The 13,135-nt window shown below is 51.0% G+C and carries 11 protein-coding genes; 5 read left to right on the top strand and 6 right to left on the bottom strand.

Going from position 1 to position 13,135, the window contains the following annotated elements; genetic code table 11:
- The first annotated feature begins 111 nt into the window (after window positions 1–111).
- Window positions 112–1,437, top strand: a complete 1,326-nt coding sequence (locus V5J35_RS05210; protein WP_354010244.1) for a dicarboxylate/amino acid:cation symporter — start codon at window positions 112–114, stop codon at window positions 1,435–1,437.
- A gap of 59 nt (window positions 1,438–1,496) precedes the next feature.
- Here V5J35_RS05210 and lpxL read toward each other — a convergent pair whose 3' ends face one another.
- Together lpxL and V5J35_RS05220 are read right to left on the bottom strand one after the other, a co-directional pair.
- Entirely contained in the window at window positions 1,497–2,522 is a 1,026-nt protein-coding gene (lpxL, locus tag V5J35_RS05215) for an LpxL/LpxP family Kdo(2)-lipid IV(A) lauroyl/palmitoleoyl acyltransferase (RefSeq protein WP_354010245.1), read from the bottom strand.
- 188 nt (window positions 2,523–2,710) lie between these two features.
- Window positions 2,711–3,835, bottom strand: coding sequence for a porin (locus V5J35_RS05220; protein WP_354010246.1), 1,125 nt, complete (start codon window positions 3,833–3,835; stop codon window positions 2,711–2,713).
- 347 nt (window positions 3,836–4,182) lie between these two features.
- Between V5J35_RS05220 and V5J35_RS05225 the strand changes: the two genes are divergently transcribed.
- Both V5J35_RS05225 and tsaA read left to right on the top strand, forming a co-directional pair.
- Window positions 4,183–5,121: a LysR family transcriptional regulator gene (locus tag V5J35_RS05225; RefSeq protein ID WP_354010247.1), complete on the top strand. Its 939-nt coding sequence runs from the start codon at window positions 4,183–4,185 to the stop codon at window positions 5,119–5,121.
- A 53-nt stretch (window positions 5,122–5,174) separates the two neighbouring features.
- Window positions 5,175–5,894, top strand: coding sequence for a tRNA (N6-threonylcarbamoyladenosine(37)-N6)-methyltransferase TrmO (gene tsaA, locus V5J35_RS05230; protein WP_354010248.1), 720 nt, complete (start codon window positions 5,175–5,177; stop codon window positions 5,892–5,894).
- Here the strand turns inward: tsaA and V5J35_RS05235 are convergent.
- Complete coding sequence (locus V5J35_RS05235) at window positions 5,860–7,632, bottom strand: hypothetical protein (RefSeq protein WP_354010249.1); 1,773 nt, start codon at window positions 7,630–7,632, stop codon at window positions 5,860–5,862. The two genes, tsaA and V5J35_RS05235, sit on opposite strands and share 35 nt — an antisense overlap.
- Window positions 7,633–7,953: 321 nt before the next feature.
- Here V5J35_RS05235 and V5J35_RS05240 point away from each other — a divergent pair, with 321 nt between their 5' ends.
- Both V5J35_RS05240 and V5J35_RS05245 read left to right on the top strand, forming a co-directional pair.
- On the top strand, window positions 7,954–8,526 hold the full coding sequence (locus V5J35_RS05240) for a hypothetical protein (protein WP_354010250.1): 573 nt from the start codon (window positions 7,954–7,956) through the stop codon (window positions 8,524–8,526).
- Between the two features lie 101 nt (window positions 8,527–8,627).
- Entirely contained in the window at window positions 8,628–8,879 is a 252-nt protein-coding gene (locus V5J35_RS05245) for a YheU family protein (RefSeq protein WP_354010251.1), read from the top strand.
- Window positions 8,880–9,020: 141 nt separating this feature from the next.
- Here the strand turns inward: V5J35_RS05245 and V5J35_RS05250 are convergent, their stop codons facing one another.
- From V5J35_RS05250 to ligA, 3 genes are read right to left on the bottom strand one after another with little or no spacing between them, the layout of a single operon-like run.
- On the bottom strand, window positions 9,021–10,472 hold the full coding sequence (locus V5J35_RS05250) for a DUF945 family protein (RefSeq protein ID WP_354010252.1): 1,452 nt from the start codon (window positions 10,470–10,472) through the stop codon (window positions 9,021–9,023).
- Between the two features lie 16 nt (window positions 10,473–10,488).
- On the bottom strand, window positions 10,489–11,070 hold the full coding sequence (locus V5J35_RS05255; protein ID WP_354010253.1) for a transglycosylase SLT domain-containing protein: 582 nt from the start codon (window positions 11,068–11,070) through the stop codon (window positions 10,489–10,491).
- Complete coding sequence (ligA, locus tag V5J35_RS05260) at window positions 11,067–13,121, bottom strand: NAD-dependent DNA ligase LigA (RefSeq protein WP_354010254.1); 2,055 nt, start codon at window positions 13,119–13,121, stop codon at window positions 11,067–11,069. Before ligA ends, V5J35_RS05255 begins: the two co-directional genes overlap by 4 nt.
- Window positions 13,122–13,135: the final 14 nt, after the last annotated feature.

Here is a 13,135-nt window from a genome sequence, read left to right on the forward strand (position 1 = left end):
TCTGATCGAACATCCTCCCCGCACTCAGCCTGCAGAAACTAAACGACAATGACATTTACGCAGGCACAATCTTTTGCAATACACGATGTTTGGCAATAAAGGATAAACAATATGCAGCAGTGGATTAGACTCTCTCTAACCGCCAAAGTTCTGATTGGTATGGTAACCGGCCTGCTGATCGGTCTGATCATGCGTCACCAGTTTGAAGGCGTTGCCTTCGTGGAACAGTACCTGGTGAACGGTCTGTTCGACATCATCGGCCAGGTATTCCTGACCGTCCTGAGAATGATTGTAGTACCACTGGTTTTCACTTCCATTGTCTGTGGTGCCTGCTCGCTGAAAGATATCAGTGTGCTGGGTCGCCTGGGTGGTAAAACCATTGCCCTGTACCTTCTGACCACCTGTATTGCGATCAGCCTGGCCATGGCAGTAGCCCTGGTGGTGTCCCCAGGTGAAGGCGCCAACCTGGAGAGCGTCAGCACATACGCTGCATCCACCGCACCTTCCATTTCCGAAGTCATCATCGGCATGTTCCCAAGCAACCCGGTTGAAGCCCTGGCTTCCGGTAACACCCTGCAGATCATTGTGTTTGCGCTGTTGTTTGGTATTGCCATCGCCGCTGCGGGTAAACCTGCCCAGCCTGTGGTCAACCTGTTTGTCGCCCTGAATGAAGTGATGATGAAGCTGGTTACCCTGATTATGAACCTGGCACCTTACGGTGTGATGGGCCTGATGGCGAAACTGTTCTACAGCATGAACCTTGGCGCTATTGGTAACCTGTTCCAGTACTTTATGGTGGTGGTCGGCGTTCTGGCCCTGCAGGTGCTCATCACTTACTGTGGTCTGCTGAAAGTTACTACAGGTCTGAGCCCACGCCTGTTCCTGAAGAAAATTCAGGACGCCTTTATGTTTGCGTTTACCACGGCTTCCAGTAATGCCACGATTCCGGTGACTCTGGAAGCGGTGACCCGTCGCATGGGTGTAAAGAACCAGATTGCATCGTTCACTATTCCTCTGGGCAGTACCATTAACATGGACGGCACCGCCATTATGCAGGGTGCAGCGACGGTATTTATCGCCCAGGCGTTTGGTGTTGAATTGTTCCTGAACGACTACCTGCTGGTCATTATGACGGCCACTCTGGCCTCTATCGGCACCGCAGGCGTTCCGGGTGTTGGCCTGGTGATGCTGGCCATGGTTCTGCAACAGGTTGGCCTGCCACTGGAAGGTATTGCCCTGATTATGGGTGTTGACCGTCTGCTGGATATGGTGCGAACCGCTGTTAATATTACCGGCGACAGTGTTGTCACCTGCATCGTAGCGAAGAGTGAAGGCGCCCTGGATCAGTCCGTCTTTAACGACGCAACGGCTGGCGAGAGAGAAGAAAACATCGACTTCCACCACATTGGCAATCGCCAACAACCTCTGGAAGCCTGATCAGCTAAATTTCCGTTCTCCAAACCTGTAGTACTGTACAGGTTTGGAGAACTATCGCCTCAACCCACCGTTGCTGACATATCGCCATAACCAGGCTGCTGACCATACAGATTTGGATCATCAGGATGAGGGCGGGTTTTAAAACGACGATGCAGCCACATATACTGTTCCGGTGCTTTCAGAATACCCTGCTCGATAATTTTGTTGCAGCGAATGGCATCAGCCCGGTCATCGCCACTTGGAAAACCTTCCAGAGGTTCAGAAATTTCCAGCGTATAGCCTGAACCGTCTTCATTACGGGTCGCCAGGAACGACATCATCTTTGCTTTGGAAATTCGGCACATAGTACTGCTGCCCGTAATGGTGGCGGCTTCTTCCACAGCAAAAAAAGGTACAAACTCAGCACCGTCACGACCAAAGTCCTGGTCGGTGGTATACCAGACAACCTCTCCCTGACGCAGCGCACGAATAGCAGACTTCAGTTTGAACTTGTTGATCATGCCCTTGTTGGAACGGGAACGGCCACGAACCTGCAGGTATTCCATAACCGGATTATTATGCGGACGATAAACTCCAATACCGTCAGACTTCAGGCCAAACAGCCGAACGCCAATCTCCAGCGTCAGACTGTGCAGGGAAAACAGCAAAACACCACGGCCTTCCTTCTGGGCCTGCTCAATATGTTCCAGCCCTTTAAACGTCAGCAGTTTGCTAAGGCGTCTGTCCGACCACCACCAGGCCATTGCCAGTTCAAACAGGGCAATACCAGTGGATTCAAAGTTTTTCACCAGAAGGTCACGACGTTCGTCGTCTGGCATCTCAGGGAAACAGAGTTCAAGGTTACGCTCAGCGGTTTTGCGGCGGGAAGGCACCACCACCATTAACAGTCGTCCCAGCCTGCGCCCAAGGGACAGTTGCCAGCGATAGGGAAGCACCTGCGTGGTTATCCACAACATGGCTACCAGCAACCATAACGCCCAGTATTTCGGATGCAGGAAAGCCAGCTCGAACTTAACGGTATCCGCTGACACCAGAGAGCTGATGGTCTTGCCTGAAGATCGTGAGGTATTGGAAGTCTTTTGCATGACAGCATTCTATTAAAATTTATGAATGCTGAACTTGAGTATTAACCACAAATTACAGGTAAAAACGGTCATGCTTACCGAACCAGAAGATAACGGTTGCAAACCATAAAAAAACGACAGCACACCATTTATTTATCCAGTATGCTGTCGCCAATCTGAAGGTTTTACTAATAAGGGAGCAAGGTCACTTAGAAGTAGTAACGAGCCTGCAGAGTCATGTAGTTATCCGCATCGGAAGTGCCGTCATGCTTTTTGCTGTCATCCACTGTGTATTCAGCAGCTAACTGCATTGGGCCAACTCTGTAGAGGGCGCCCAAAGATTTTGTGTCAAGCTTGCCATCGGAATCAGAACCGTCATGCTGCTCATCCACTTTCAGCTGGTTCAAACCCGCGTAGAAGCTCAGGCCTGCAACGCTTTGCAGGTTGTACTGACCGAACAATTCAATACCAGTGGATTTTTTGTCGAAGTGACCAGTAGGTACATAACCTGTACTTCCTTCGTCACCAATAGGCTTGCGGTTAGCCAGGGTCGCATTCGTGTGATTTTTGAACTTACCATAGGTAGCAGCAAGGTACATCTGTTCAGTATCGAACTTGATCCCTGCCGACTGGGCGTGGGCATTCTCACGCTGTTCGAAGCTGGTCTGGCTGTAGGTGTAACCAACAGACAGGCCGGAATCAAAGTCATAAGACAGCGCTGCCTGACCACCACCGGTTCTTTCCCAGGCACGATCCATCACCAGTTGGTCAGTGCCATCAATGTCGCTTCCAGAAGTACCGCGCATCTGATACTGCAGGCCGACATTCAGACCACCAACGCTGGCACGGTAGCTGATAGCGTCATCTGCACGGCCTGTACCGTTAACGCCACCATCAGTCGAGTAGCCGTCGTATATACCCATGGACGTACCGCCACCGATCGCATACATATCAGTCCAGCCAGCGATATCATAGTACACGGACCACTGCTTACCCGCAGTCACTTTACCGTAAGTGCTGTGGGCAACACCGATATTACCAAGACGGTTGCTGAACAGATCTTTTTTAGAACCTTCATCGTATTGGTCAATAGCGTTAATGCCCCACTCCGCCATAGCGAAACCGGTCAGGTCTTCACTGAACTTATGCTCGAAGCCAAAGTTGATACGAGCACTGTCGTTGTTGAGTTCAGTGTCTCCATCCATGGTCTTGGACTGAACACCAACCCGGCCACCGATGGTCAGCTTATCGGTACCGTCGTCATAAGCGGTTAACGCCATAGCTGGAACAGCTACTGAAGAAGCAACAGCTACCGCCAGTAATTTCTTATACACAGAACGCACTCCTGATGTGTTTGTTTGGTCAGGCGGCATTCTGTTGTACTAAAGTACACATGGTCACGTGGGTTATCTTCATAAGTACATAGCGAAGATCGATATACAACCTACTCATCGATAATCACCATCTACCAATGGATAAGTTCCATTCGCTCCCGGCATAAAAATTCTATAATCTTAAACAGCACAAACCGGTACACGGTTCGTGCTAAATGTGTTGTGTGGCCGGCCTGGCAACCTGTCAGTGCCGGTTTTTTTTATCATGACTCTATCACCACTTTATTCATTCCCTCATGAATGACGAAAAATATTCCTCTGTTCGTGACTGATTATGGTATTTCAAAATGGTCAGTGAACGCCTGAAAATGAGTCTGCTGCCTGCACTGCATGCACTACTGGAAACCGCCAGTGTGACTCAGGCCGCAGCGATTATGCATGTCACCCAATCGACAATGAGCCGGACGCTGTCTCAGCTCAGAGAGATTCTGAATGACCCTATACTGGTCCGGGAAGGTAATGCTATCTCTCTGTCCAGCAAAGCACTGGCGATCCAGCCACAGGTAGCCAAACTGGTCAATGACGCAGACTCTCTTTTTACCGAACAAACGTTCTCTCCATCCAGTAGCGAAATGCACTTTCGCATCGCCACCAGTCCGATTTTTCAAAAAATCTTCCTGCTGAAAGCTCTGGCAGAAATAAGGAAAGAAGCCCCCGGTATGCGCTTCAGCCTGAAGTCAACGGGCAAATCAACCTTTCAGGAAATGGAAGCAGGCAACCTTGACCTGGGCATACTTCAGTTGCCGGAAACCTCGAAGCCCGATTTCCTCTCCAGCAAGCCTGTTGCCAGAAGCCCGATTTACATCGTAGTAAGAAAACATCACCCTTTATGCCAGACAGGGGTCACACAACTCAGTGACCTTGATCCCTACCCATTCTTGCGTCCTCTCGGTCCATATCTGAACGAACACGTTGCCAAACACATCGCTTCACAATGCTCCAGCATCCGCTCTCCCTGGGTTGAGCTGAACAGCCTTCAGGCTACTCTGGAGCTGATTAAAAACGATGACTGTTTTTCCATGGCAACCTGTATCATGTGTCCGGAGTTGCTGAGTAATCCCGATTACCAGTTAATTCCCCTGCCTGAACAGGTAGCTTCCAACTATCTTTCTCTATGGTGGCCAGAGCACTGGCACTACAGTCAGGCTCATCAGTGGTTACGGAACCAGCTGGAAGAAAAAATGCACCTCTTCTACAGGCACTCCGGCCTGCGCCCTATTGAATAATTCTGCCTATTCGGTAAAGTCCGCGGTTTATCGTAATCCCAGATGGAATCAGTGTGTCCAGAAGCTTTCAGTTCGACCAGATCGGTGTCATCCACTCCTGTTACCGGCAGAAGTTTGGTATTCCCCGCCAGCCCGGCATCGTCACCGCCGCCGAGGCTGAACTGGAACTGTTGCCACCTTACAACCAAGAAAACCTGGTACGGGGGCTGGAAGGTTTTTCGCACCTGTGGGTACATTTTATTTTTCATGAAACCATGGACGAAGGCTGGCGCCCCACCATTCGCCCACCCCGTCTGGGTGGCAAACAGCGCATGGGCGTTTTCGCCACTCGTTCGACGCACCGTCCAAACCCGGCAGGTCTTTCGGTAGTTCGCTTAAAAGGCATTCAGTCTGGCAATGGTAAGCTGATCCTTAAACTCGCAGAAGCCGATCTGCTGGATGGCACGCCGGTCATTGATATAAAGCCTTATCTGCCTTATGCAGACGCCCTGCCTGAAGCCAGAGGTGGTTTTGCACCACTGCCAGCGGTTATGGCAGAAGTAGAGTTCACAGAAAAGGCCATGACCAAATGTCTGAACTACGAACAGAAAACCGGTCGACAGCTGGTACTGCTTATTCAGCAGGTTCTCGGGCAAGACCCTCGCCCGGCTTATCTGCGTGAAACCACCGGGCGACGGCATGGCTCGGCACTATGGGATGTCAACGTGGTCTGGGAATCCAGAGGTGACCACTTTCTGGTCACCGACCTGGAAGCTTATACAAGCCATCCGTAGCTGCTCTGGTGCTACCGGCAACATAGTGATCAATGACCAGTCTCTGGTCAGCCTGAACCAGTGTCCGGATTGGGGCCCGGGGGGCAGAAGCATCCGTCATCATATCGGCGATCTTTTTTGTGAATAAAACTGAGGCCGGTCCGGCATAGTTCACAGCAACATGGAGAAAAATGCCTTTGGTTGCAGAGTTGCTGGCAAACAGCTCAGGGTAAACGAGATAAGACTGAAGCATCTCAACACCGGGAACCGCCCTGATTTTACCACCAATAATACTTCCTGCAGAAAGGGCAGCATCTTTTACCTGATCTGGTACTGATAAAACCCTGCCTAGCAGGTTTGTTGCAGGTGCAAACCCCGGTATATAAGCTTTACCGTAGGGAATAAGGTAGTTGATTATCTGGCCCACGTAAGGGGAGGCTACTGCCCCCCCAGCCATTACCCCCATGGTCAAAGCAGCCTTGCTAATTTGACTCTGAAACCATTCTTCCATTTCTTGTATTCGCTGACTACTGGACAGCATGTAACCTGTGGCTGAAGAACTCATCTGTTTCAGATATTCATCAAAAAAAACGTTTGTTACCGCACCGGGGGTATCCACCAGTGCCATAGACACAGAAACCAGACCATCCTGCAACAGAGGCAGCATTTGAGAATCACGCCAGAAATATTGCTCATTGATGTTTCTTATAAAACTTCGGGTTCTTCCTGCGGAGGTAATGGTAATTTTCACCAGCATGACATGCAGGCCATCACTCTTGCCAGCCAGTGCGTAAGCACTACCCAGAGCGCCAAAACCACCCCAGGCATCGGTAACCGCTTTGCTACCAGGCTGACGAATGGTGCCATCAGCAGGCGACAGTTTTTCCCCTATTGGCTGAAAAACAGCTTGCCCAATGCAGTCTATGGTGTTTCCAGAAAACGATGAGAGCCAGAAAGTGGCATAGCGTCCTGCCAGTGAAAGCTCCCCCATAGGTGTTAACAGTCTTTGTATCAGGGGAAAAGCTGATGCCTGCATAGCGGCTGCTGAACAGGTTGCCTGAGCCGGTGAAAAACCACGATTCGCGAAAAACTGCTTAAGGTCACGCCCTGCCTTTAGCTGCACTGATAACATACTGTAAGCATGCAGATAAGAGAACGCGCCTCCATCCTTAAAGTTATTTAATCCATTTCCTGCGGCCTTATCAATACCCCCGGAAAAAGCCACTACCATTCCGTGATAGCCCAGAGTTTCAAGCAGGGACTGAACCCTGACATAAGGAGAACGCCCCGGTTTATGCAGTGTGGTCAGGCAGATCAATTTGCCCTCATTACCCGGCGAGCGAATAACCCGTTTTCTGGTCAGAGGGGTTTCCAGCCTTTCACTGTCAAATTCAGTGCGCCCCATAGCGTTAATGGAGGCCAGATCCAGATACAGGCCGTGATGGGTGTAATCAAATCCCTCCTCAGTGGCGGTGTTGCCGGGGCGGATCGGGTTGTACTCCTGGCTATCCCAGTAATCGTTCTTTAACTGCGGAGGAGCAACCAGATAAACGGTTGCAGTAGCATCAGGGCCAACCAGAACACAGTTTGTACCATCATCTTTAATCGTACCGTCAGGCTGGATCTCAATAACAGGGTGCTGTTCATCAGGGACTGCCGGCCAGGTGGAATTGAGTGGTTCGACGCTCGACTCTGCACTACCGGGAAATAGAAAACCCGCTAGCAGGCTACCCAATAACAAAGAAAAGAACTGTCGCATATTATCTTCGGGCTCTAATAACTGAATGCTAAGAATAGACAGTTAGCTTAAAGAACGCAGACAATTATCAATTTATTTTTTTAGCACAATATGAACTTAAAGGAAGCATTCTGAATTTGCCCAACTATTTATTTCTGAACAGAAGTATCATTTTCATCCTTTCAAAGCCTTACGTATACCTCCCACAGGATTCCATCGGAGACTGCAGCTTCAGGGACAAAATATAGAAACCCTGCCCTGTCTCCCCCCTGAGAACATCATCACCAGAGGCATTTCCTATACTCCTGAGATATCCAAAAAAAACGATGAAGTAGGGAATTAATGATGGAGACCCCGTTCAGATATAAAATCGCTGTTTTGCTTCTGGTATGCGCTACCCTCTCTGCCTGCTCCACTGGTCAACAAATGGGACACGGTATTGTTTTACGGGAAGAGTTGCTGGCTCCCGTTGACCGGACCGACGAAGCGAAAACCGGAGCATTAAGCGGCGCTACCCTTGGTTCAATCATTGGAGGCATCAGCGGCGCAGCTGCCGGTGCAGGCTGTGCTGCTGTAACCTTTGGCCTTTGTGCGCCGGCTATTCCCGGGCTGGTTGCCTATGGCGCAGTTGCAGGTGGGGGGATAGGTGGCGCATCAGGGGCTCTTCTGGGCTATGGGTATGGAACCAGTCGTCAGGGTAATGGACTCCATCATTACACTGTAGCTCCCTGTTCCGAAAAGAACGCGCCCATTGATTTAAGGCAATACAGTCCAAAGCTGATGCCACCCGGAACTCTTGTACTTATCCATAAGAAGGAAGAACAGAAAGGCCCTGTTTACAGTATTGCGCCGATAAACCCCAAAGAGCTTCATAAATACCCTGCTCATGAGTGTCCGTCGCTGCCTTCCGAATAAGCCAGCCTTCACATTGTTAAACCGGTATAATCTTTTCTGGAAAAAAACCACCAGCAATGAAAATACTGGTTGTCTGATAATGTCTGATGACGGAATGCTGAATGATTATACCTTATAAGGAAATTGAACCCGATACACTCAACAACCTGATTGAAGAGTTTGTCACCCGCGATGGCACCGACAATGGCTACGATCAGCCTCTGGAACAAAAAGTAGGAAGTATCCTGAAACAACTGAAGCAAGGAGAAGTAGTGATTGTTTTTGATCCGAATCTGGACAGTGTTAATATAGTGCCGAGAAATACGGTCACCACGACGGATATCGACAGTGACTATATAATAAGCGAAACATGACCTGTAGGTTGGGACGAACGAAGTGACTCCCAACACGGGAACCCAATGATGCTGACCGTGTTGGGTATTACCCTGAAGGGCATAAACACGTTCCGCTCGACCCAACCTACGTAACGGCTCCTTCCCTGAGCTCTATACCAATCAAAGCGGAAAGCGAGTCAGTTCAGCACCATTCAGCATCAGCAAACCATCTTCCAGAGCCATTTTCAGGGTTCTGCTTTCCTGCCAGACCGCTTTTGCCTGTTGCATGCTGTTCAGGCATTGCATCTGCTGACCAGAATCCCCGAACTGCAGGCAGGAAGCTGTGAGAAAGTCACCACTGTTCACCATGGTCTGACACATAGCGCTGTATAACACGGCTTCTGCTGGCTGTCCGCCATGCTCATGAACCATCTGCTGAGGAATGTACTCACAGCCCCAGTCCAGCAGTTCATCGGACAGATGAACAGAAGCAGACACAGCCAGCGACTGCATCGCGGCACTAGTCATCAGGCTTTCTTCCACCTGTGTCTGAGGTGGATTATCCAGCAGCTGCTCTACAAAGACTTTGGTTTTTTCCGTACCTGCCAGATCAAAGGCAAAGGCAAACCGCCCTTTGCTGGTCTGCACAGAGACTTCATCAACAGCAATACGTGGCTGAGAACTCATCAGATCCAGCAGCCACTGACTGGCATCGTCAACCGACATGGCCTGTTCAGCATCGCCGCGCCCCAGCAGATCAGGAATACGCTCAAGCAGATTCCGGTCAAGATTTTCTACGCTGGAGCGGATGCTTACTCCTTCAATCAGGTTATCCAACCCCTGTTCGGACAACAGCGGAACGGTGACCGGCCCCGTACTCATGACCATATGACTGCTCATCTGGTCATTGTCGGTTGTCTGCCCACCTTCAGCCTGAAAGTTATCCACAACCAGCAACACGTCTGAAGAAACAGAAGGCATAGAGTAAGACACTTCCGGAGCAGTCATCGACCAGCTCTGTTCACGGGTACTGAATTCCACCAGCGGGGAATTCATCGCCATGCGAAACAGGGGTTCGCTGTTTTCATGCACCGTCCAGACCAGAGGTTCCATATCCACAGCAACGGTTCCGGAGCGCCGGCTTGTCAGTTGTCCCTGTGCCGGATCAACCTGCAAGGTCAGCACCGGCCCCGGGTCCAGGGGCAATTCAATGCCTTCTGTCGTCAGTCTTGCGGAGACGGAACCGTTCAGGTTCATGGAGCCACTGATGGTTCCCGGCATGGTAAAACGAACGCCCTGCTCATAAGCGTGATAGTTGACGTCCAGATCACCAGAGATCATGCCCGGCGCAGAAAAGAGACTGCCATGATCCAGTGTGCCGGTCAGTTCCAGTGCCTGACCGTTAAGCTTGCGCAGCCCCGTCCCCTGCAGTGTCAGCTCCAGATCCGTACTGCCATAACCTCGGCTGACGGACAGGTTTTCAACACGATAGTCGTGCTGCTCTGCCAGATCGACCAGATCATTCTTCAGGCGGCCTTCAAGAATAAAGCCATTCAGCGCAGGCATGCCCAGCACAGCCAGACCTGCCAGTCCGGCGATACCGGATATCCATATTTTTTTAGTCTTCGTCATCGGTTTTACTTCTTACTTATAATCTGCAGCGTCGCAGTTGCTCGCCATAATTACTGGCCCGACTCTTCACACGTTGTGCCGTATTCATCAGCCATGGCTTACTCTTGTAGGTACCACGGCGATAACCACCCCAACCTTCGTGATAGTTGAGATACAACTGGTCAGCCCGCCAAAGGGACACTCCGTTTACACGACGGGTTTTGTTGGTATACCAGCCAATAAAATCAATTGCGTCGGCAAAGTTGTCGCGGCTCTTGAACCAGCCACCGGTTTCATCCAGGTATTCCTGCCATGTGCCGTCCTGAGCCTGTGCATAACCATAAGCTGAAGATTTACGCGGTAACGGAATAAACAGGAAGTAAGGACGGGGCGGCCTGACATTGTGCCTGAAGCTGGACTCCTGAAACATGATCGCCATCTGGATCTGTACAGGTGTCCCCCATTTCTTCTGGGATCTTTTTGCAGCCCGGTACCAGCTGGGCTTTTCCTTAAAGATGCTGCACAGGTTGTGTGCGTCAGAAGGCGGCGCAGTACTGCCACACCCGGTCAGCAGCAGGCTGATCGTCACGACCAGCCCCCCCAGTATTTTTTGTATCATTCAACGCCCCAGTCCGCTTTCAGTGCTATGAAATCGTCTTCGGAGATCACTTTAACCCCCAGGTTCTGCGCTTTAGTTAATTTCGATCCCGCTTTTTCCCCCGCCAGCAGTACTGTTGTTTTTGCTGACACAGACCCGGATACCTTCGCGCCCAGCTGTTGCAGAATCTCTTTTCCCTGATCTCTGGTCATGGAATGCAGAGAGCCGGTCAACACCCAGGTTTCCCCGGCAAGCGGCCGGGCAACGTCTTCGGTAGGTGCTTCAATGGCTGGCCAGTGAACCCCCTGTTCCAGCAGTTCTGCAATCACTTCCCGGTTATGGGGCTGACGGAAAAACTTCTCGATGTGCGACGCCACCACCGGGCCAACATCATCAACGGTTTGCAGGTCATCAACACAGGCTGAACGAATCGCTTCCAGCGCTTTATAATGACTGACCAGACTGCGTGCCGTCGCTTCTCCCACTTCCCGAATACCCAGCGCATAAATAAAACGGGCAAGCGTTGTCGTACGACTGCGATCCAGGGCATTGATCAGGTTGGTGGCTGATTTTTTACCCATACGCTCCAGGCCAGACACCTGCTCTACTGTCAGCTTGTAAAGGTCGGCAATGGTATTAATCAGACCTTTTGCCACCAGCTGATCCACCAGTTTATCGCCCAGTCCTTCAATATCCAGCGCCTTGCGGGACGCGTAATGCTTAATGGCTTCCTTACGCTGTGCGGAACAGTACAAACCACCGGAACAGCGTGCAGCGGCTTCACCTTCATCCTGCTCGATTTCAGAATCACATACCGGACAGGTGTCCGGCATAACAATATCTCGCAGCTGATCGTCTGAAGGGCGGCGGGAATGAACAACACCCACCACTTTGGGGATAACATCACCCGCCCGATGTACAATGACTGTGTCGCCAATTTTCAGGTCAAGGCGGATAATTTCATCCATATTGTGCAACGTGGCATTGCTGACAGTGACGCCACCGACAAACACAGGCTCCAGTCTGGCGACAGGCGTGACCGCACCGGTACGCCCCACCTGAAACTCAACGTCTTTCAGCTGGGTCATCTCTTCCTGGGCAGGAAACTTGCGGGCAATCGCCCAGCGTGGCGCGCGGGCCACAAAGCCCAGCTGTTCCTGCAGAGCCAGATCATTCACCTTGTAGACAATGCCGTCTATTTCGTAAGGTAAACCCTGTCGTTTGTCTGCCAGCTGTTCATAGTAATCTTCACAGGCTTTAATACCGGTGACGACCTGCATTTCCGGGTTAATGCGCAGCCCCCACTGACTGAACTGTTCCAGAATGTCGGCGTGCTTATCAGGCAGGCTGCCGCCTTCAACAAACCCTGCGCTGTAACAGTACATATCCAGAGGACGACGTGCTGTCACCCTGGAATCCAGCTGTCTCAGGCTACCCGCAGCCGCATTACGGGGGTTCACAAAAACTTTTTCCTCTCTGGCACGAGCGCGGGCATTCATCTTTTCAAAACCGGCTTTGGGCATAAAGATTTCACCGCGCACTTCCAGTCGTTCAGGCCAGCCTTTCCCCATAAGTTTCAGCGGTATGGATGAGATAGTTCGAACATTCTGGGTGATGTCTTCCCCGGTGGTACCGTCACCACGGGTAGCACCACGAACCAGTACGCCCTTCTCGTACAGCAAACTGACGGCAATACCATCCAGCTTGGGTTCACAGGCGTATTCGATATCAGCCGTAACGTTCAGACGCTCTTTTACACGACGGTTAAAGTCCTGCAGGTCGACTTCATCGAAGGCGTTATCCAGCGACAGCATCGGCAGCTCATGACGTACCTGGCCAAACTCTTTCAGGGGGGCAGCACCGACTCGCTGAGTAGGAGAGTCTCCGGTGGTCAATTCCGGATGGTCGGTTTCCAGCTGTTTCAGCCGTTGCAGTAACTGGTCGTAAGCGGCATCACTGATCTGTGGATCATCCAGCACATAGTAGCGGTGGTTGTGGTGGTTAATTTGCTGACGCAGGTCCTGAATTTCCTGCTCAACAGCTTCCTGAGAGAATAGATTTAGGTCAGTCATGGTCCGGGAGAGTA

Source organism: Endozoicomonas sp. NE40 (genome assembly GCF_040549045.1).
Lineage (GTDB): Bacteria > Pseudomonadota > Gammaproteobacteria > Pseudomonadales > Endozoicomonadaceae > Endozoicomonas_A > Endozoicomonas_A lisbonensis.

What these genes read in the sequence shown, in the direction of transcription:
- lpxL (WP_354010245.1), bottom strand. Translation starts at nt 2,522, where the DNA reads ATGCAAAAGACTTCCAATACCTCACGATCTTCAGGCAAGACCATCAGC.
- V5J35_RS05210 (WP_354010244.1), top strand. Translation starts at nt 112, where the DNA reads ATGCAGCAGTGGATTAGACTCTCTCTAACCGCCAAAGTTCTGATTGGT.
- V5J35_RS05255 (WP_354010253.1), bottom strand. Translation starts at nt 11,070, where the DNA reads ATGATACAAAAAATACTGGGGGGGCTGGTCGTGACGATCAGCCTGCTG.
- ligA (WP_354010254.1), bottom strand. Translation starts at nt 13,121, where the DNA reads ATGACTGACCTAAATCTATTCTCTCAGGAAGCTGTTGAGCAGGAAATT.
- V5J35_RS05225 (WP_354010247.1), top strand. Translation starts at nt 4,183, where the DNA reads ATGGTCAGTGAACGCCTGAAAATGAGTCTGCTGCCTGCACTGCATGCA.
- V5J35_RS05245 (WP_354010251.1), top strand. Translation starts at nt 8,628, where the DNA reads ATGATTATACCTTATAAGGAAATTGAACCCGATACACTCAACAACCTG.
- V5J35_RS05240 (WP_354010250.1), top strand. Translation starts at nt 7,954, where the DNA reads ATGATGGAGACCCCGTTCAGATATAAAATCGCTGTTTTGCTTCTGGTA.
- V5J35_RS05250 (WP_354010252.1), bottom strand. Translation starts at nt 10,472, where the DNA reads ATGACGAAGACTAAAAAAATATGGATATCCGGTATCGCCGGACTGGCA.
- V5J35_RS05235 (WP_354010249.1), bottom strand. Translation starts at nt 7,632, where the DNA reads ATGCGACAGTTCTTTTCTTTGTTATTGGGTAGCCTGCTAGCGGGTTTT.